The organism is Streptomyces sp. NPDC043685, assembly GCF_056436585.1.
On the sequence record NZ_JBWKCH010000006.1, the window covers coordinates 94,524 to 114,453 of the forward strand.

General features: G+C 70.9%; 14 protein-coding genes. 9 read left to right on the top strand and 5 right to left on the bottom strand.

Going from position 1 to position 19,930, the window contains the following annotated elements; genetic code table 11:
• Window positions 1-113: 113 nt before the first annotated feature.
• The 5 genes from AC0665_RS20635 (at window position 114) to AC0665_RS20655 (ending at window position 7,338) form a co-directional block, all read left to right on the top strand.
• Window positions 114-872: an NUDIX hydrolase gene (locus AC0665_RS20635; RefSeq protein ID WP_478705528.1), complete on the top strand. Its 759-nt coding sequence runs from the start codon at window positions 114-116 to the stop codon at window positions 870-872.
• 129 nt (window positions 873-1,001) lie between these two features.
• Window positions 1,002-3,335, top strand: a complete 2,334-nt coding sequence (locus AC0665_RS20640; RefSeq protein WP_478705529.1) for an ATP-binding cassette domain-containing protein — start codon at window positions 1,002-1,004, stop codon at window positions 3,333-3,335.
• Between the two features lie 161 nt (window positions 3,336-3,496).
• On the top strand, window positions 3,497-4,384 hold the full coding sequence (locus AC0665_RS20645) for a FadR/GntR family transcriptional regulator (RefSeq protein ID WP_363121728.1): 888 nt from the start codon (window positions 3,497-3,499) through the stop codon (window positions 4,382-4,384).
• A gap of 427 nt (window positions 4,385-4,811) precedes the next feature.
• The gene (locus AC0665_RS20650; protein ID WP_468402505.1) at window positions 4,812-6,353 is read left to right on the top strand and encodes an RNA polymerase sigma factor; all 1,542 of its coding nucleotides are present in this window, start codon (window positions 4,812-4,814) and stop codon (window positions 6,351-6,353) included.
• A gap of 136 nt (window positions 6,354-6,489) precedes the next feature.
• Complete coding sequence (locus AC0665_RS20655; RefSeq protein WP_478705530.1) at window positions 6,490-7,338, top strand: S1 family peptidase; 849 nt, start codon at window positions 6,490-6,492, stop codon at window positions 7,336-7,338.
• A gap of 121 nt (window positions 7,339-7,459) precedes the next feature.
• Here AC0665_RS20655 and AC0665_RS20660 read toward each other — a convergent pair whose 3' ends face one another.
• A complete protein-coding gene (locus AC0665_RS20660; RefSeq protein ID WP_363121731.1) occupies window positions 7,460-7,690 on the bottom strand; it encodes a DUF7455 domain-containing protein in 231 nt (76 codons plus the stop codon).
• A gap of 441 nt (window positions 7,691-8,131) precedes the next feature.
• Between AC0665_RS20660 and AC0665_RS20665 the strand changes: the two genes are divergently transcribed.
• The 3 genes from AC0665_RS20665 to AC0665_RS20675 all read left to right on the top strand — a co-directional run bounded on the left by AC0665_RS20665 (window position 8,132) and on the right by AC0665_RS20675 (window position 12,649).
• Entirely contained in the window at window positions 8,132-10,255 is a 2,124-nt protein-coding gene (locus AC0665_RS20665; RefSeq protein WP_468402509.1) for a DNA gyrase/topoisomerase IV subunit B, read from the top strand.
• 244 nt (window positions 10,256-10,499) lie between these two features.
• Window positions 10,500-11,060, top strand: coding sequence for a DUF485 domain-containing protein (locus AC0665_RS20670; RefSeq protein WP_478604474.1), 561 nt, complete (start codon window positions 10,500-10,502; stop codon window positions 11,058-11,060).
• A complete protein-coding gene (locus AC0665_RS20675; protein WP_478705531.1) occupies window positions 11,057-12,649 on the top strand; it encodes a solute symporter family protein in 1,593 nt (530 codons plus the stop codon). The genes AC0665_RS20670 and AC0665_RS20675 overlap by 4 nt, the downstream gene beginning before the upstream one ends.
• Window positions 12,650-12,727: 78 nt before the next feature.
• Here the strand turns inward: AC0665_RS20675 and AC0665_RS20680 are convergent, their stop codons facing one another.
• From AC0665_RS20680 to AC0665_RS20690, 3 genes are all read right to left on the bottom strand, one after another.
• On the bottom strand, window positions 12,728-13,408 hold the full coding sequence (locus AC0665_RS20680) for a response regulator (protein WP_363121735.1): 681 nt from the start codon (window positions 13,406-13,408) through the stop codon (window positions 12,728-12,730).
• Window positions 13,408-15,081, bottom strand: a complete 1,674-nt coding sequence (locus AC0665_RS20685) for a sensor histidine kinase (RefSeq protein ID WP_478510912.1) — start codon at window positions 15,079-15,081, stop codon at window positions 13,408-13,410. The genes AC0665_RS20680 and AC0665_RS20685 overlap by 1 nt, the downstream gene beginning before the upstream one ends.
• 160 nt (window positions 15,082-15,241) lie before the next feature.
• The gene (locus AC0665_RS20690; RefSeq protein WP_478510911.1) at window positions 15,242-16,186 is read right to left on the bottom strand and encodes a sucrase ferredoxin; all 945 of its coding nucleotides are present in this window, start codon (window positions 16,184-16,186) and stop codon (window positions 15,242-15,244) included.
• 204 nt (window positions 16,187-16,390) lie between these two features.
• On the opposite strand from AC0665_RS20690, the gene AC0665_RS20695 reads away from it, so the two are divergent.
• The gene (locus tag AC0665_RS20695) at window positions 16,391-17,473 is read left to right on the top strand and encodes a CobW family GTP-binding protein (protein WP_478604470.1); all 1,083 of its coding nucleotides are present in this window, start codon (window positions 16,391-16,393) and stop codon (window positions 17,471-17,473) included.
• Here the strand turns inward: AC0665_RS20695 and AC0665_RS20700 are convergent.
• Window positions 17,470-19,926: a DNA gyrase/topoisomerase IV subunit A gene (locus tag AC0665_RS20700; protein ID WP_478604468.1), complete on the bottom strand. Its 2,457-nt coding sequence runs from the start codon at window positions 19,924-19,926 to the stop codon at window positions 17,470-17,472. The two genes, AC0665_RS20695 and AC0665_RS20700, sit on opposite strands and share 4 nt — an antisense overlap.
• Between the last annotated feature and the right edge of the window lie 4 nt (window positions 19,927-19,930).

A 19,930-nucleotide genomic window follows, 5' to 3' on the forward strand; every position in this document is an offset into this window, starting at 1 on the left:
GCCCCCGGATCAGTGGCAAGACAGCAGAACCCTTGCCGGGCCGCAGCGGATCAGTAAGCGAAGCGACCAGTGAAAGGAGTGTTTATCGTCAGGCAGACGACTATGATCGCCGCATGCCCTACGACCCGTCAGCGTTTCCGCCCTTCGCCGTCACCGTGGACTTGGTCGTGCTGACCGTGCGCCGCCATGCCCTGTGCGCGCTGGCGGTACGCAGGGGCGAACCGCCGTTCCAGGGGCGTTGGGCGCTGCCCGGTGGCTTCGTACGGGCCGACGAGGACCTGGCCCAGGCGGCGGCACGCGAGCTGGCCGAGGAGACCGGACTGCGCGTCCACGACCCGTCCGTCCCGGCCCAGGACAACGGCGCACATCTGGAGCAGCTCGCCACCTACGGCGACCCCGAGCGGGACCCCAGGATGAGGGTCGTCAGCGTCGCCCACCTCGCTCTCGCTCCCGACCTGCCGGCGCCCAGGGCGGGCGGAGACGCCAGCAACGCGCGCTGGGCTCCGGTCGAGGAACTGCTGCGACAGGGCGGTTACGGGCATGCCACCGAGCCGGTCGCGCCACTGGCCTTCGACCACGCCCAGATCCTGGCGGACGGGGTGGAACGCGCCCGCTCCAAGATCGAGTACTCCTCGCTCGCCACTGCCTTCTGCCCGCCCGAATTCACCGTCGGGGAACTGCGCCGGGTCTACGAGGCGGTGTGGGGCGTGGCACTGGACCCGCGCAACTTCCATCGCAAGGTCACCGGCACACCCGGGTTCCTCGTGCCCACCGGTGGGACGACCACGCGTCAGGGCGGACGCCCGGCCCAGCTCTTCCGGGCCGGCGGTGCGACGCTGCTCAACCCACCGATGCTGCGTCCCGAGGTGTGACGGGCGGGGGCGGGGACCTCGGCCCGTCCGCAAACCGGTTCGTCCGCAGGCCGGTCCAGGAGACGTCCCTGCCCGAGGGGAGTCTCGGGATGCCCGAAAAAACGGACATAGCGCGCTATCTTGCTGTGAGTGATCCAGGCCTTCGGACTGACCAGCAACCCCCGCAAAGAGCTTCCGCCCGCAGCCGATGACGTCTCTTTCGAGGCGCGGGCGGGCCGCATCACCGCGCTGCTCGGAGCACCGGGCGCCGGCAAGACGACGGTCCTCAGACTCATGCTCGAACTCCAACAGGGGCGTGGCATCACCCACTTCCGGGGCCGCCCCCTGCATCGCATCGCCCACCCCTCGCGCGAGGTCGGCGTACTGCTGGGCGATGTGCCCGGCCATCCCGCCCGCACGGTCCGCGGTCATCTGCGCATGTTGTGCGCCGCGGCCGGGGTTTCGGTCAGGCGGGCCGACGAAGTCCTCGAAGCTGTCGGGCTCGTGAGCCTGCGCGAGGAACGTCTCGGCGCCCTGTCCCGTGGCATGGACCGCCGTCTCGGCCTGGCCTGCGTGCTCCTGGCCGACCCCCACACCCTCGTGCTCGACGACCCGGCCGACGGGCTTTCCGCGCGGGAGAGCGCTTGGTTGCACGGCATGTTGCGCGCCCACGCCGCCCAGGGCGGCACCGTCCTGTTCACCACGGCCGACCCCAAGGGCGCCGCCCGCACCGCCGATCGCGTCGTCACCCTGGAACAGGGCAGGCTCGTGGCCGACCAGGAGGCCGCGGAGTTCTCGCGCACCCGCCTACGCCCCCGTGTCGCCGTACGCAGCCCGCACGCGGCCCGTCTGGCCGCTCTCCTGGCCAAACAGGCACGTACCTCGCAGCGCTCCCTGGAGGTCGTCCGAGAGGGCGGCAACCGCCTTTCCGTGTACGGCGGTACCTGCGCGGACGTCGGTGAGATCGCGTTCCGTCACGGCATCGTCGTCCACCAACTGGCCGACGAGATCGGCGACATGGGCCCCGGGGCGAGCCTCACTCAGGCAAGAGGGCACTGGGGCGAAGGCCTCGTGGAGCCAGGGCACGCTTCTGACACCGGCCACTCGGCCCCCGCGCTCCGGTCCGGGCGACTCGCACTGCCTCTCGACCCGTCGCGGCCGGCCGCGACAGACCCGGCGGAGCCTGACACGACCGAGCCACGCCCCCCGCACGCACCGCGTCCCGTCTTGGAGCCCCACTCCCCGCTTGAACCCCGCCTCTCGCCCGATCCGCATCCCGTGCTCGAACCCGGTCCCACGCCGGAGCCCCGTTCCGCACTCGAAGTGCATTCCACGGATGAACCCCACCCCGCGCTCGAACCGCGTCCCACCACCGAACCGCCTCCCGCACTAGAACCGCGCCCCGAACTGGCAACGCGCCCCACGCTCGAACCGCCTCCCGCCCTCGAACCGCTTCCCGCCCTCCGACAGCAACCCCTCCCGGACGCGCCGACGCCTGTCAAGGACGCGCACCTGCCCCTCCACGGGCAGCCGCTGCCGCCCGCCGAGCCGTCGCACCGGGTTCCGGACGGAAACCCGGCCGGCCACGCGAGCGAGACTCCACCGGCGGAGATCACACCCTCCCCGCTCCGGGCGCCCCGCCCTCCCGCCGCTCGCGCGATCCGCACACTCGACGCCCTGCCCCCTCTCCCGCCCCCCATCTCGGTGCGCCCCGCTCCCAGCCCCCTGCGTCCCCTCCGCTACGAGATCCGGCGGGCCACCGGGATCGGCACCGGGTTCCTGACCGGCGCGGTCGTTCTCGTCGTGTCCGCCGTGACCGCCGTCGTACTCGCGCGCATCGGGCACACCCCGCAGCCGCGCCTGCTGGCCGCCTGGCCGCGGGAGCTCCCCCTGCCGCCCGCGGCACTCGGCGCGGGACTGCTCGGCGCGCTGGCCTTCGGTGACGAGTTCCGGCACCCCGCCCTGGCCGCGGACCGCGGCACCGTCCCCCGCCGGCTGGGGCTGCTGGCCGCCAAACTGCTCGTCTCCTCGGTCAGCGCGCTGCTGCTGGCCGCCCTCACCGTCGGCTGCGACGCCGAAGTGCTCTATCTCGTCTACGGACCGGAGCTGGCCCAGGTTCCCGCGGACTGGGTCTCCCTGAGTGCGAATTGGCTCGGGCTCGTGATCGGCTGCGCCTGGGCCGGCGTACTGGCCGCCGGTGTCTTCCGGTCGACCACGGCCGGCCTCGCCGCCGTGGCCGCCGTCCCCCTCCTCGTCGTGCCCGTCGTGCACAAGCTCGTAGAGGGACCGTCCGTGCGAACCGCGGCCGGCCTGCCCATGCGGCTGCGGGAAGCCCTGCTGCCGCGCTGGCCCTTCGGGGGTGAGCACTACCTGGAGGCCGTCTTCGCGGTGGTCTCCCAACCTGTGGGCGGGGCCCTGACGTTGTCGCTGACCGCGCTGCTCTGCGCGTATCTCCTCACCACCCTGCGCAGCCGGTTCCGGTGACGACTGTCCGTGACCCTTAGTCCGGCCATGCGCACAACTCCCCGCAGAGCGCCCATTTCTTTCCGATAAGGCGTCAATTGCGACGGGGTGAGCGATCACCCTTTCGTGTGCTTTTCACCAAAGACCTCAAGGGAGTTGGAGAGGGCGCCGACAAAGGATGCGTGAGTACCCTTGCGCACACCATGATGACCGCCGCCCGCTCCGCTGACTCCGGCCTCGCGAGCCCGGGCGAACTCGACCGCTACCCGTACGCGGAGGCGCCCGCCGTCGACCGCGTCGGGATCCCTGCCTGGGAGGGCGCGGACCCCGAGCTCGGCCGTGTGGGCCGACGCGCCGCGGGCAGCCGCGGGCGCGGGCTGCACGGCCAACTCGTTCAGCAGCTGGGCCAGATGATCGTCTCCGGCGACCTGGGCGCCGACCGCCCGCTGGTGCCCGAGGAGATCGGCCAGCGTTTCGAGGTCTCCCGCACCGTCGTCCGCGAGTCGCTGCGCGTCCTGGAGGCCAAGGGCCTGGTGAGCGCCCGTCCGAACGTCGGTACGCGCGTGCGTCCCGTCAGTGACTGGAACCTCCTGGACCCGGACATCATCGAGTGGCGGGCTTACGGGCCGCAGCGCGACGACCAGCGCCGCGAGCTGAGCGAGCTGCGGTGGACGATCGAGCCGCTGGCCGCCCGCCTCGCCGCCGGGCACGGGCGCGAGGACGTCCAGCAGCGCCTGGCGGACATGGTCGAGATCATGGGGCATGCGATGACCCAGGGTGATGCGCTCACCTTCTCCCGCGCCGATTCCGAGTTCCACTCGCTGCTCATCCAGGTCGCGGGCAACCGCATGCTGGAACACCTGTCCGGGATCGTGTCCGCGGCCCTGCATGTCTCCGGCAGTCCGGTCACGGGCTGTGACCGGCCGAACGACGCGTCCCTGGCGCACCACGGCCGCATCTGTGACGCCCTCGCCGCCGGCGACGGGGCGGCGGCCGAGGCGGCCATGCGGCAACTCCTCACGGTCCACCCCGAGGTGGAACGGGTCGTACCCGCCCCGCGCGAGCACTGAACCCGTTCCGCGGGCGGCGCGGCCGGGTGTGCCACCCCCCTCCTGTGGCAGTGCCTGTTCGGTGATCCGCCTCCCGTCGGACCCCGTGGGATCCTTGTGATCTCGCGGGGTCCGACGGCGCGAGGGGGCAGGAACCCGACGGGACGGCCCGGTCGCCATCACGTCTGACCTCTTATGTCAGCGTCTGACCGTTTTTGTTCGCTTACGGGGTGTGACTCGGGCCACGCAGATTGGGCGTAACACTCCCGGGAAGAACGCGATGACCTAAGAGGTGACAGCCGCGGAGGGAATACGGACGCCGTACACGGCGCTGTGCATCTTCCCGGCCCCCGCCCGCACCGTCGGCCCATCCCCAAGCCGGCGGTCGGCTCCTGTCCCTCCGTGGACGGGGCCGGAAGCCGTTTTCCAACGTTCCGAGAGGTTGTTCGTGTCGGCCAGCACATCCCGTACGCTCCCGCCGGAGATCGCCGAGTCCGTCTCTGTCATGGCGCTCATTGAGCGGGGAAAGGCTGAGGGGCAGATCGCCGGCGATGACGTGCGTCGGGCCTTCGAAGCTGACCAGATTCCGGCCACTCAGTGGAAGAACGTACTGCGCAGCCTCAACCAGATCCTCGAGGAAGAGGGTGTGACGCTGATGGTCAGTGCCGCAGAGCCCAAGCGCACCCGAAAGAGCGTCGCAGCGAAGAGCCCCGCCAAGCGCACCGCCACCAAGACGGTCGCGGCCAAGGCGGTGACCACCCGGAAGGCCACCGCCACCGCCACGCCGGCGGCGCCCGCCACCGAGTCCGCCGTCGAGGAGGAGGCGCCCGCCAAGAAGGCGGCTGCCAAGAAGACGACCGCCAAGAAGGCGGCCGCGAAGAAGACCGTCGCCAAGAAGACGGCGGCCAAGAAGACCAGCGCCAAGAAGGACGACGCCGAGATCCTCGAGGAGGAGGTGCTCGAGGAGGCAGCCCCCGGCAAGGCCGGTGAGGAGCCCGAGGGCACCCCCGAGAACGCGGGCTTCGTGCTCTCCGACGAGGACGAGGACGACGCGCCGGCGCAGCAGGTCGCCGCCGCGGGTGCCACCGCCGACCCGGTCAAGGACTACCTCAAGCAGATCGGCAAGGTCCCCCTGCTCAACGCCGAGCAGGAGGTCGAGCTCGCCAAGCGCATCGAGGCGGGTCTGTTCGCCGAGGACAAGCTGGCCAACGCCGACAAGCTCGCCCCCAAGCTCAAGCGTGAGCTGGAGATCATCGCCGAGGACGGCCGCCGCGCCAAGAACCACCTGCTGGAGGCCAACCTCCGTCTGGTGGTCTCCCTGGCCAAGCGCTACACCGGCCGCGGCATGCTCTTCCTGGACCTCATCCAGGAGGGCAACCTCGGTCTGATCCGCGCGGTCGAGAAGTTCGACTACACCAAGGGCTACAAGTTCTCCACGTACGCCACCTGGTGGATCCGTCAGGCGATCACCCGCGCCATGGCCGACCAGGCCCGCACCATCCGTATCCCGGTGCACATGGTCGAGGTCATCAACAAGCTGGCGCGCGTCCAGCGTCAGATGCTCCAGGACCTGGGCCGCGAGCCCACCCCGGAGGAGCTGGCCAAGGAACTCGACATGACCCCGGAGAAGGTCATCGAGGTCCAGAAGTACGGCCGCGAGCCCATCTCGCTGCACACCCCGCTGGGCGAGGACGGCGACAGCGAGTTCGGTGACCTCATCGAGGACTCCGAGGCCGTCGTCCCGGCCGACGCGGTGAGCTTCACGCTGCTCCAGGAGCAGCTGCACTCGGTCCTGGACACCCTGTCCGAGCGCGAGGCGGGCGTCGTCTCGATGCGCTTCGGTCTCACCGACGGTCAGCCGAAGACCCTCGACGAGATCGGCAAGGTCTACGGCGTCACGCGTGAGCGGATCCGTCAGATCGAGTCCAAGACCATGTCGAAGCTGCGCCACCCGTCGCGTTCGCAGGTGCTGCGCGACTACCTGGACTAAACACGGTCGTACGACGCTGAAGGCCCGGCCCCCCTCGGGGGCCGGGCCTTCGCGGTGCTGTCCCGCCGCGGGTGCGGGGTCCGGCGAGGTGGATCACTCTGGGTGTCTCACGGACACCACGGAGTGAGGAGAGCGTATGCGTCGCCGACTGGCACGAGCTGTGGGCCTGTCGCTGGCCCTGGCAGCCGCCGGATCCGTCATATCAATGGGCTCCAGCGCCCCTGTGGCCGCCGACAGCGTGGTCATAGGCGGGTTTCCCATCGAGGTGTCCCAGAGCCCGTGGACGGTGGCCCTGTCCAGTCGTGACCGGTTCGGGGGTACGCGCGCGGGCCAGTTCTGCGGCGGCGCTGTGGTCGGCCCCACCACCGTGCTCACCGCGGCCCACTGCCTGGACGAGGGTGTCCTCGGCGGGCCGCCGGAGCGGGTGCGGGATCTCAAGGTCATAGCGGGGCGCACCGACCTGCTCACGGGCAGCGCGGGCCAGGAGATCGCCGTGCGCCGCACCTGGGTCAACCCGGCTTACGACGGTCTCACCAACGCCGGGGACTTCGCCGTGCTCACCCTGGCGCAGCCGCTGCCCGGCGACTCGGTCATCCCCATGGCCGCCGACGGTGACCCCGCGTACGCGGCCGGCGAAACCGCGACGGTGTACGGCTGGGGCGACATCTCGGGCGCGGGGGAGTACCCGAGCGGTCTGCGGGCGGCGCGGGTGCGTGTGCTTCCGGACACGCTGTGCGAGCAGGCGTATTCGGGCGGCGCCGACGGTACCTACGACGCCAGGAGCATGCTCTGCGCCGGGGAGGTCGAAGGGGGCCGCGATGCCTGCCAGGGGGACAGCGGAGGGCCGCTGGTGGCTCAGGGGCGGTTGATCGGGCTGGTGTCCTGGGGGATCGGCTGCGGACGGGCAGGCAACCCCGGGGTGTACATGCGGGTGTCCGACATCGTGCGGACGCTCGGCTGGACACGAGCCACGGACGGTGTGTGAGGCGTCCGACGGAGCATGAGGCCGGCCTGGGGGACGAGGAAGGGCGGTTGCCTCTGGTGACCAGAGGCAACCGCCCGTTCACCGGCCTGTGCCGGGCTGGCTCGTCGTCGGACGCGAGGTGTCAGCGCTCTTCTTCGGCGGCGTTCGCGGGAGCGGCCGTGAGTCGCTCCGTCTCGTCCTGTATCTCAGCGGCGATCTTCTTGAGTTCCGGCTCGAACTTGCGGCCGTGGTGGGCGCAGAAGAGCAGTTCGCCGCCGCTGAGCAGTACGACGCGCAGGTACGCCTGGGCGCCGCAGCGGTCGCAACGATCAGCGGCCGTCAGCGGGCTCGCGGGGGTCAGAACAGTAGTCACGTCGCCTCTTCTCTAGCTCGACGAGCTGTCGTACCAGGGTCAACATCCAACCAGCCCCAAAACGTTCCCGCTCGTGGCTTTTCCTCGAAAGAATCTTGCGAGGCGGCTGTCTGCTGCCGGTTGGCGGCGAATGTGCCGTATTGCGTGTCTATGTGTCTTACGGGGCTTCGCGTCGTATCGGTGGTCGGTCCTCCCGGCTGGGTTGCCGGTTGTTCATGAGGACGTGCCCGGAGCCTAAATGGTTCATGCCTGGAAGGGAACGTGATGTGTGCTTCACTCCATCAAGGGATCGAACGTACATGCGAGTCTGGACTAGGGTGAGTTTCCGACGAGGGTGGCGTTACAACGGCTCTACCAGGCCTCGGTACCCTCTCACCGGTGACTGAAGCCGCGCCCTTACCCATGAGGGCCCCATCTGAAATTCAGCGAGGAGCGAACCGCGTGACCGCCGAGACGTCCGTGCCGTCCACAGCTCTGCTGGCAGGAGCAGACCGGGACGGTTCCAACTACACCGCGCGGCACCTGCTCGTCCTCGAGGGGCTCGAGGCCGTCCGCAAGCGCCCGGGTATGTACATCGGATCCACCGACAGCCGTGGCTTGATGCACTGCGTCTGGGAGATCATCGACAACTCCGTCGACGAGGCCCTCGGCGGATACTGCGACCACATCGAGGTGATCCTCCAGGACGACGGCTCCGTCGAGGTCCGGGACAACGGCCGGGGCATCCCGATCGACGTCGAGCCCAAGACCGGCCTCTCCGGTGTCGAGGTCGTCATGACCAAGCTGCACGCCGGCGGAAAGTTCGGCGGTGGCTCGTACGCCGCCTCCGGCGGTCTGCACGGCGTCGGCGCCTCCGTGGTGAACGCCCTGTCCGCCCGGCTGGACGTCGAGGTGGACCGCAACGGGCACACCCACGCGATCAGCTTCCGGCGCGGTGTCCCCGGCGCCTTCGCCGGAAACAGCCCGGAGTCGAAGTTCGAGGCCAAGAGCGGCCTGCGCAAGGCCAAGAAGATCCCGAAGAGCCGCACCGGCACGCGCGTGCGGTACTGGGCCGATCGCCAGATCTTCCTCAAGGACGCCAAGCTCAACCTGGAGACGCTGCACCAGCGCGCCCGCCAGACGGCGTTCCTGGTGCCCGGCCTGACCATCGTCGTGCGCGACGAGTACGGGCTCGGTGAGGGCGGCAGCAAGGGTGAGGAGTCGTTCCGCTTCGACGGCGGGATCAGCGAGTTCTGCGAGTACCTGGCGAACGACAAGCCGGTCTGCGACGTCCTGCGCTTCTCCGGGCAGGGCACCTTCAAGGAGACCGTCCCCGTCCTGGACGACCACGGGCAGATGACGCCCACCGAGGTCACCCGCGAGCTCGGCGTCGACGTGGCGCTGCGCTGGGGGACGGGCTACGACACCACGCTCCGGTCGTTCGTCAACATCATCGCCACGCCCAAGGGCGGCACCCACGTCGCGGGCTTCGAGCAGGCCGTCGCCAAGACGATGAACGAGGTGCTGCGCGCCAAGAAGCTGCTGCGTGTCGCCGAGGACGACATCGTCAAGGACGACGCCCTGGAGGGCCTGACCGCGGTCGTCACCGTGCGTCTCGCCGAGCCGCAGTTCGAGGGGCAGACCAAGGAGGTCCTCGGGACCTCGGCGGCCCGCCGCATCGTGAACAACGTGGTCTCGAAGGAACTGAAGGCGTTCCTCACGTCCACCAAGCGGGACGCCGCCCAGCAGGCCCGTGTCGTCATGGAGAAGGCCGTCGCCGCGGCCAGGACGCGTATCGCCGCCCGGCAGCACAAGGACGCGCAGCGCCGCAAGACGGCCCTGGAGTCCTCCTCCCTGCCGGCCAAGCTCGCCGACTGCCGCAGTGACGACGTCGACCGCAGCGAGCTGTTCATCGTCGAGGGCGACTCCGCGCTCGGCACGGCGAAGCTCGCCCGGAACTCCGAGTTCCAGGCGCTGCTGCCGATCCGGGGCAAGATCCTCAACGTGCAGAAGTCGTCCGTGACGGACATGCTGAAGAACGTCGAGTGCGGCGCGATCATCCAGGTCATAGGAGCCGGCTCGGGCCGGACCTTCGACATCGACGCGGCCCGCTACGGCAAGATCATCATGATGACCGACGCCGATGTCGACGGTTCGCACATCCGCACCCTGCTCCTGACCCTGTTCCACCGCTACATGCGGCCCATGGTCGAGGCCGGCCGGGTCTTCGCGGCGGTGCCGCCGCTGCACCGCATCGAGATCGTCCAGCCGAAGAAGGGCCAGGACAAGTACGTCTACACGTACTCGGACCGCGAACTGCGCGACACGCTCATGGAGTTCCAGAGCAAGGGCATCCGTTACAAGGACTCCATCCAGCGCTACAAGGGTCTCGGTGAGATGGACGCCGACCAGCTGGCCGAGACCACGATGGACCCGCGTCACCGCACCCTGCGCCGGATCAACCTGTCCGACCTGGAGGCCGCCGAGCAGGTCTTCGATCTGCTGATGGGCAACGACGTGGCGCCGCGCAAGGAGTTCATCTCCAACTCGGCGGCGACGCTGGACCGGTCGCGGATCGACGCGTAGACGTCGGCGGCCTGTGACACCGCGGCCGGGCCCGGGAGGGCCCGGCCGCGTGGGGCTCTTCGCACGGGACGTGCCCAGCCCCCTGCCGGGGGTTGCGGGCCCGTCGCCCCAAGGGGCGGGCGCGGCCGGTGCGTTACGCCACTGCGAAGGGACGCGTGCGGCCACCAGCAGGTCAGTCACCTGATGGGGTGAAGAGCAAAGGGAAGAAGAGTCGGGGATCTTCCCGTTCTGTCCATCCTTGGGCATGCAGCCAAGCAAGGGCCGTTCCCGCGGCGGCGGGACCGGCCAGGAGAGTCGGGTCGATCCTCTCGACCGCCATGAGCCGGTCCCGGCCGAGGAGGCCGAACAACTCAGGTACGAGGATCCCTGGTACGACGCCCTGGCCTCCGGCTGGGGCGAGTCGGCCGACGCCGGGGCACCCGCCCCCTCGGTGATCCCGTCGGCGCGGGGGGAGAGCGAGCGGGTGGCCGCGGCGGGCGATGTGTACCTGGAGGTGCAGCGCAGCGCGGCCTTCCAGGAGGTGAGGAGGCGGTACCGGCGGTTCGTGGTGCCGGGGTTCGCGGCCTTCTTCGTCTGGTACCTGGGCTATGTCGTGGCGGCCACGACCGCGCCGGAGCTGATGGCGCGGCCCGTGGCGGGAGCGGTGAACGTGGCGATGGCGGCGGGGCTCGGGCAGTTCCTGTCGACGTTCCTGCTGACCTGGGCGTACGCGCGGCACGCGCGGCTGCGCAGGGACCGGGCCGCGCTCGAACTGCGCTGGGACACCCAGGAACTGACGCGTGGCGTGAACGGTGGTGGGTCGTGACGGAGGAACACCAGACGCTGGCGCTGCTGCTCTTCAGCGCGTTCGTCGCGGTCACGCTGGGGATCACGACGTGGGTCAGCCGCAACCGGCGCGGCTCGGCGGAGGAGTTCTACGCGGGCGGGCGGCTCTTCTCCCCCATGGAGAATGGTTTTGCCATCGCGGGCGACTACATGTCGGCCGCCTCCTTCCTGGGAGTCACCGGCCTCATCGCGCTGTTCGGTTACGACGGGCTGCTGTACGTCGTCGGGTTCCTGGTGGCGTGGCTGGTGGTGCTGTTCCTGGTCGCCGAACTGGTCCGCAACTGCGGCCGGTTCACACTCGCCGACGTCGTGGCGTCGCGGATGAGGGAGCGGCCGGTGCGGATCGCGTCGGGGACGTCCTCGGTCACGGTGTCCGTGCTGTACCTGGTGGCGCAGATGGTCGGAGCCGGCAGTCTGGTGGCGTTGCTGCTCGGGGGGACGAGCGAGGCCGCGCGGTCCTGGACCGTCATCGGGGTCGGCGCGCTGATGGTGATCTACGTGTCGCTGGGAGGGATGCGGGCGACCACGTGGATCCAGATCGTCAAGGCCGTCCTGCTGCTCGGTGGCACCATCGCGCTGACGGTCCTCGTCCTGGTGCGCTTCCACGGTGACGTGGACCGGCTGCTGCTCACGGCGGCCGAGCGCAGTGGGCACGGGCAGGCGTTTCTGGCGCCGGGGCTCAAGTACGGCGGGGACTGGACCGCCCGCTTCGACTTCATCAGTCTGGGACTGGCTCTGGTGCTGGGCACGGCGGGGCTGCCGCACATCCTGTCCCGGTTCTACACCGTGCCCACCGCGCGTGCCGCCCGCAGGTCGGTCGTCTGGGCCGTCGGGCTCATCGGGGGCTTCTACCTCATGACGATCGTGCTCGGGTTCGGCGCGGCCGCCGTCTTGGGGCCGGACGCGGTACGGAGCTCGAACGCGGCCGGGAACACGGCGGTGCCGCTGCTGGCGCTCGATCTGGGCGGTGGCGCGGGATCCACCGGCGGCACGGTTCTCTTCGCGATCGTCGCCGCGGTCGCCTTCGCCACGATCCTCGCCGTGGTCGCCGGCATCACGCTGGCGTCCTCGGCGTCCGTGGCCCACGACCTGTACGCGTCCCTGCGGCGCCGGGGCGGGAAGCCGCGCAGCGAGGTGGCCGTGGCCCGTGTCGCGGCCGTCGGGGTCGGCGTGGTGGCGATCGCGCTCGGACTGCTGGCGCGGGATCTCAACGTGGCGTTCCTGGTGGGTCTGGCCTTCGCCGTCGCCGCGTCGGCGAACCTGCCGGTGCTGCTCTACTCCCTGTTCTGGCGCGGCTTCACCACACGGGGTGCCGTGTGGGCCGTCTACGGCGGCCTGGTCCCGGCCGTGGTGCTCGTGGTGCTGTCCCCGGTGGTCTCGGGCAGCCCCGACTCGCTCTTCCCGGGCATCGACCTCCAGTACTTCCCGCTGCAGAACCCAGGTCTGGTCTCGATCCCCTTCGGCTTCCTCGCGGGCTGGCTGGGCACCGTCACCTCGGCGGAGGTCCCGGACGAGGCCAAGCACGCGGAGACCGAGGTCCGGTCGCTGACCGGGGCGGGAGCGGCGTAGGGCAGGGCAGGAGCGGCGTAGGACGGGGGCAGGAGCGGCGTCGGGTCGGGAGCTGTCGCCAGTCGTCAGCGGGCCGCCCTAACCGCGGGTCGCCCATACGTAGCGGTGTTCCGGGCGGCCCGCGTCGCCGTACTTGAGGGTCAGCCTGGCCCGTCCGGTGCGCTCCAGGAGCTTCAGATAGCGCTGGGCGGTCTGGCGGCTCACCCCGGTCCGTTCGGCGATCTCCTGGGCGGACAGGGGCTTGTCCGCGCTCATCAGGGACTGGCGGACCAGCTCGGCGGTGGTGGGGGAGTGGCCTTTGGGCAGGTCCGGCTCCGAAGACGCGGACAGGGCGCCGAAGATGCGGTCCACCTGGGCCTGCTCCGCCTCCCCGCCGCCGTCGAGGGTGCGGCGCAGCTCCGCGTAGGCCTCCAGCTTGGCGCGCAGACCGGCGAAGGCGAACGGCTTGACCAGGTACTGCAACGCGCCGTGCCGCATCGCCGCCTGCACGGTGGAGACGTCCCGGGCCGCCGTCACCATGATCACGTCGCTCTGATGGCCGCGCCGCCGCATCTCCTGGACGACCGCGAGTCCCGTCGCGTCCGGCAGATAGTGGTCCAGGAGCACCAGGTCCAGCCGGGGCAGGGTCTCCATCCGGCGCAGTGCCTCCTCGGCGCTGTGGGCCTCCCCGGCGACGTGGAAGCCCGGCACCTTCTCGACGTAGGCGGCGTTGACCCGTGCGACTCTCGTGTCGTCGTCCACCACCAGGACTTCGATCATCAGGACTCCTCCTCGGAGGTCTGCGGAGCTGACGGCACGGTCAGGGCGGCCGGTCCGGGACCCGGCTCGGAAAGCGCCTCGGGCAGGACGACGGTGAACTCCGCGCCCCCGCCGTGTGCTTCGCCGACGGTCGCGCTGCCGCCCTGCCGCTCGGCCAGCCTGCGCACCAGGGAGAGTCCGATACCCCGCTCCCGGTGGGCCGGCGGCTTCTTCGTGGACCACCCCGTGGTGAAGATCAACTCACGGTGCTCCGGCGGGATCCCCGGCCCCGTGTCGCGCACCCTGAGGGTCACCTTCCGTCCCTCCGCGCGCAGTTCGACCTCCACGCGCGCGTGCGGCGTCCCGGCGACGGCGTCGAGGGCGTTGTCCACCAGGTTCCCCACGACGGTGACGAGGCCCTGGGGGTCGACCAGCCGGTCGGGCAGCCGGGTCCGGTCCGACACCCACAGGGCGACACCCCGCTCGGCCGCGACGGTGGCCTTGCCGACCAGGAGGGCGGCGAGCAGCGGGTCCTCGATCCGCTCGGTGACCTGTTCCGCGGTGGCCCGGTGATCGCCGACCACCTCACCGACGAACTCGACGGCGTCGTCGTACATCTCCAGCTCCAGCAGGCCCAGAAGCGTGTGCATACGGTTGGCGTGCTCGTGGTCCTGGGCGCGCAGGGCGTCGATCAGGCCTCGGGTGGAGTCCAGTTCGCGGCCCAGCTGCTCCAGCTCGGTGCGGTCGCGCAGGGTCGCCACGGCGCCTCCGTCGTCGGTGGGCATGCGGTTGGCGACCAGCACCCGCTGTCCGCGCACGGTGAGCAGATCCGTGCCGGTGACGCGTCCGGCCAGCACATCGGCCGTACGGCCCGCACCGAGCGCCTCGTCGGGGGAGCGGCCCACCACCACTTCCCCGAGCCCCAGGAGGCGCTGTGCCTCGTCGTTCACGAGGCGGATGCGGCCGGTGCGGTCCAGGGCGACGACGCCCTCGCGGATGCCGTGCAGCATCGCCTCGCGTTCCGACAGGAGCGCCGCGATGTCCGAGAAGGCCAGGTCCCTCGTCTGCCGCTGGACCCGCCGGGAGATGAGCCACGCGGCCAGCGCGCCCACGGCCAGGGCGCCGCCGGCATACGCGAGCAGCCCCGGGATGGCGTGGATCAGCCGGGCCCGGACGCTGTCGTAGGCGATGCCGACCGAGACCGCGCCGACGACCGTGCCGTCGCTGTCGCGCAGCGGCACCTTGCCCCGGGCGGAACGGCCCAGGGTGCCGCTGTCGATCTCCATGACCTCCTTGCCGGCCAGGGCCTGGCCCGGGTCGGTCGAGACGGTGCCGCCGATCTGCTCGCGGTCCGTGTGCGACCAGCGCACGCCCCGCCAGTCCATCACCACGACGTACTCGGCCCGGGTCGCCTTCCGGATCCGCTCCGCCTCCTGCTGGACCGGGCCGTCCGGTGACGGAGGCGTGTCCCTCACCTCGTCCGCGAGCCCGGGCTGCTGCGCTGTGGTCTGCGCGATCGCGAGGGCGCGGCGCATCGCCTGGTCGTCCAGCTGGTCGCCGAGAGGCGCGAGGAACAGTCCGGTCGCGAGGACCGCGACTCCCGCGGCGATCGCCACCTGCATCAGCAGCACCTGCGAGAACATCCGCCGGGGCAGGCCGAGGCGCAGACGGCGTGCGGGGGGAGTGGCGCTCATACCCAAGACGGTACGTGCGGCCGGGCGGCGGCCGTAGACCGGTGTGGCACGGATCTCCAGATCAATGTGTGCCCGGGCGTGATCGGCCTCCGGAGCCGCGGTGCCGGACCGGACGGCTCGCGGGCGGAGGGCCGGTGTGGCCCGCGGGCATGCCGGGCGGTCAGCCGGCCAGGGCCGTCGTCAACCGCACTTCGCGCACCGCCACCACGTCCATGCGCGCGGGTGAGCCGAGGACGGATGCTCCGCAGCTCTCCTGGCGGGGCGGGAGCGCCGTTTTCTGGGCCACCTCGACCTGCCAGCGGCGTCCGTCGGTGTGGGCGACGGTCACCTCCCAGCGCGGGGCGGTGCCGACCGTCCGGACGACGCTCAGCGTCTCGGCGCCGTATTCGCCGGTCGCGGTGCGCACGGCCAGTTCGGCCGCCTGCCCGGGGCGTTCCCATGCCGAGCTGCCCCGGCAGCCGTCCACGACGATGCGCCCCTCGCGCGCGCCGTGCAGGACCTCCTTGAGCGAGTGCGCCTCGGCCCGGCCGTAGGCGTATCCGTACGGCAGCACGAGCGCGGTGGGGGAGAAGCGGTGGCCACCCAGATGGGTGACCTCCCAGACGCCCTCGACCCCGGACGTCGCCAGCTCGGCCGCCAGGGGCCGGCCGAGGAGGGCGCAGCAGCGGTCGCGCTTGCCGTTGGTGCAGACGAGGGCGAGCGGATCCCCGTCGTGGGGCCGGCCGCCGAGCACCGCGTCGAAGGTGTGGTGGTCGCCACGGCCGAGCGCGGCGAAGTCGAGACCGAGCAGATCCCCGGGATCCGCGGTCGAGGCGCTGTGCAGCCACACGTTGCCCGGGACGACGTGGGCCGCGTACACCCGGCGTGCGGCGGGCATGCGGCGGTCCGCGTGCCGCCCGGGGCGGCGGATCAGCGCGATCCGAACGCCCGTGTCCTTGGCGGCCGCTTCCAGGGCACGGCCCAGGGCGGGGTCCAGGTGGCTCGAAGTGAGCGCCTTGGCACCCCACGGACCGGGCTGTTCCAGCAACAGCCACGTCCTCGCGGTGGCCGCGGTTCCCGAAACGGGCTCGTCGGAGTCTCGGGAGACGCTTGAGCACGTACTCACAGAGGTGAGCCTAACCTGACTTCGCCCGGAGTGACTTTTGGCCCCGCCCCGCGCTACTCCGGCAGTGGTCTGCCGGTGATCCGGCACCGGCCGTCGTCCCCCGTGGCCTTGATCGCACGGCTCGTATCCTGGGGCGGTATCCCCATCCCCACGTGTGCCGGGAACGCGAGCCGGTGCACGCGTCGGCGCTAGAGAGGTCGAACGGTGAGCCAGCCCAGTCCGCAACCGCAGCAGATCCCGGTCGTCGTCCTGGCGGGCTTCCTGGGCTCGGGGAAGACCACCCTGCTCAATCACCTCCTGCACCGCAGCGGAGGCAGCCGGATCGGCGCGATCGTCAACGACTTCGGGGCGATCGAGATCGACGCGATGGCGGTGGCGGGAGCGCTCGGCGACTCGACGGTCTCCCTGGGCAACGGCTGCCTGTGCTGCGCCGTCGACGCGAGCGAACTGGACCAGTACCTGGAGCGGCTCGCCGAGCCCTCCCTCGGCATCGACGTCATCGTCATCGAGGCCAGCGGTCTCGCCGAACCGCAGGAACTCGTGCGGATGCTGCTCGCCAGCGAGCATCCCGGCGTGGTGTACGGCGGGCTCGTCGAGGTCGTCGACGCCGCCGAGTTCGACGCCACCCGGGCCAGGCACCCCGAGATCGACCGGCATCTCGCGCTGGCCGATCTCGTCGTGGTCAACAAGCTCGACCGGGTGGCGGACGGCGACCGCGTCCTCGGGCTGGTCCGGTCCCTCGTCGACCGCGCCGCCGTCGTCCCCGCCCACTACGGCCGGATCGACCCCGAGTTCCTCTTCGACTGCCGGCCGAGCGAGGAGCGCATCGGGCAGCTGTCCTTCGACGACCTCCACCAAGACGGCGACCCCGAGGCCCCCGGCGGCGACCCGCACGACCACGCCGGCCACCTGCACGCCGCCTACGACAGCCTGTCCTTCGTCTCCGCGGCCCCCCTCGACCCGCGCCGCCTGATGACGTTCATGGACAGCCGGCCCGAGGGGCTCTACCGGATCAAGGGCTACATCGACTTCGGGCCCCACGACGTCCGCAACCGCTACGCCGTCCATGCCGTCGGACGGTTCCTGCGCTTCTACCCGGAGCCCTGGCCGGCCGGGGACGAACGCCTCACCCAGCTGGTCCTCATCGGCTCCGGGATCGACGCCCCGGCCCTCGAGAAGGAGCTCGAGGCGTGCGGGAGCGAGGCCCCACACGCCGACGAGCACGGCATGTGGGGCGTCCTGCGGTACGTACGCGACCTCGAGGGGGACGGCACGGACCCGGCCTAGACCGGTCCGGCCACCACCGACACCGTCTTCGGCAGGGACACCCCCGAGCCGTCGCGGCGCGGGTCGATGTCCGGGAGCTCGGCCGGGGTGCCGTTCTTCTGCGCGGCGAGGGCCGGGACCGGGCCCGCCCAGGCCAGGGACAGGCAGTCCTCGCCCTTCAGGAACCGCTGGCAGCGGACGCCGCCGGTGGCGCGGCCCTTGCGCGGGTACTGGTCGAACGGCGTCAGCTTGGCCGTGGTCTGGACGGAGTCGTCCAGCGTGCCCCGGGAACCGGCGACCGTGAAGACGACGGCGTCCACGGCCGGGTCCACCGCCGTGAAGGAGATGACCTTCGCGCCGTCGGCGAGCTTGATGCCCGCCACACCGCCGGCCGGACGGCCCTGGGGGCGGACCTGGGACGCCTGGAAACGCAGCAACTGCGCGTCGTCGGTGATGAAGATCAGGTCCTCCTCACCGGTGCGCAGCTCGACCGCGCCGACGATCCGGTCGCCCTCCTTGAGGGTGATCACCTCGAGTTCTTCCTTGTTGGCCGGATAGTCGGGCACCACGCGCTTGACGACGCCCTGCGCCGTGCCGAGCGCCAGCCCCGGTGAGGACTCGTCGAGCGTGGTCAGGCAGACCACCGTCTCGTCGTCCTCCAGGGAGACGAACTCCGCCAGCGGGGCGCCTCCCGCCAGGTTCGGCGCCGGCAGCGACTCCGGGAGCTGGGGCAGGTCGACCACGTTCACCCGCAGCAGCCGGCCCGCGGAGGTGACCACGCCCACCTCGCCGCGGGCGGTGGCCGGGACCGCCGAGACGATCACGTCGTGCTTCACGCGCTTGGCACCCGAGTCCTCCGCGAAGGGCTCGTTGTTCGCCGTACGGGCCAGCAGACCGGTGGAGGACAGCAGCACCCGGCACGGGTCGTCGGCCACCTGGAGCGGCACGGCCGCGACCGGGGCGCCGCCCGACTCCAGCAGGACCGTACGCCGGTCGGTGCCGAACTTCTTGGCGACATGGGCCAGTTCGGAGGAGACCAGCTTGCGCAGCTCCGTGTCCGAGTCGAGGATCCGGGTCAGCTCCTCGATCTCCGCGTTGAGCCGGTCCTTTTCCGATTCCAGCTCGATGCGGTCGTACTTCGTGAGGCGGCGCAGCGGCGTGTCGAGGATGTACTGCGTCTGCACCTCGCTCAGCGAGAACTGCTCCATCAGGCGCTGCTTGGCCTGCGCGGAGTTGTCGCTGGAGCGGATCAGGCGGATGACCTCGTCGATGTCCAGCAGGGCCGTCAGCAGACCCTCGACCAGGTGCAGCCGGTCGCGCTTCTTGCCGCGGCGGAACTCCGAACGCCGCCGCACCACGTTGAAGCGGTGGTCGAGGTAGACCTCCAGGAGCTCCTTCAGACCCAGCGTGAGCGGCTGCCCGTCGACCAGCGCGACGTTGTTGATGCCGAAGGACTCCTCCATCGGCGTCAGCTTGTAGAGCTGCTCCAGCACCGCCTCGGGCACGAAGCCGTTCTTGATCTCGATGACCAGGCGCAGGCCGTGCTCGCGGTCGGTGAGGTCCTTGACGTCGGCGATGCCCTGGAGCTTCTTGGAGCCGACCAGGTCCTTGATCTTGGCGATGACCTTCTCCGGGCCGACCGTGAAGGGCAGCTCCGTGACGACGAGGCCCTTGCGGCGGGCCGTCACGGGCTCCACCGACACCGTCGCCCGGATCTTGAACGTGCCCCGGCCGGACTCGTAGGCGTCCCGGATGCCGGTCAGGCCGACGATGCGGCCGCCCGTGGGCAGGTCGGGGCCCGGGACGTGCTTCATCAGGGCGTCGAGATCCGCGTTCGGGTACCTGATCAGATGGCGGGCGGCTGCGATGACCTCGCGCAGGTTGTGCGGCGGCATGTTCGTGGCCATGCCGACCGCGATGCCCGAGGCACCGTTGACCAGGAGGTTCGGGAAGGCGGCGGGCAGGGCCACCGGTTCCTGCTCCTGGCCGTCGTAGTTGGGGTTGAAGTCGACGGTGTCCTCGTCGATCGACTCCGTCATCAGGCTCGTCGCCTCGGCCATCCGGCACTCGGTGTACCGCATGGCGGCCGGCGGGTCGTCGTTGCCCAGCGAGCCGAAGTTGCCGTGGCCGTCGACCAGGGGGACCCGCATCGAGAAGGGCTGGGCCATGCGCACGAGGGCGTCGTAGATCGACGCGTCGCCGTGCGGGTGCAGCTTGCCCATCACCTCGCCGACGACGCGGGCGCACTTGACGTATCCGCGCTCGGGGCGCAGGCCCATCTCGTTCATCTGGTAGACGATGCGCCGGTGCACCGGCTTGAGGCCGTCGCGGGCGTCCGGCAGGGCGCGGGAGTAGATGACCGAGTACGCGTACTCGAGGAAGGAGCCCTGCATCTCGTCGACGACGTCGATGTCGAGGATCCGCTCCTCGTACGAGTCGTCGGGCGGCGGGGTCTTCGTGCTGCGGCGGGCCATCGCT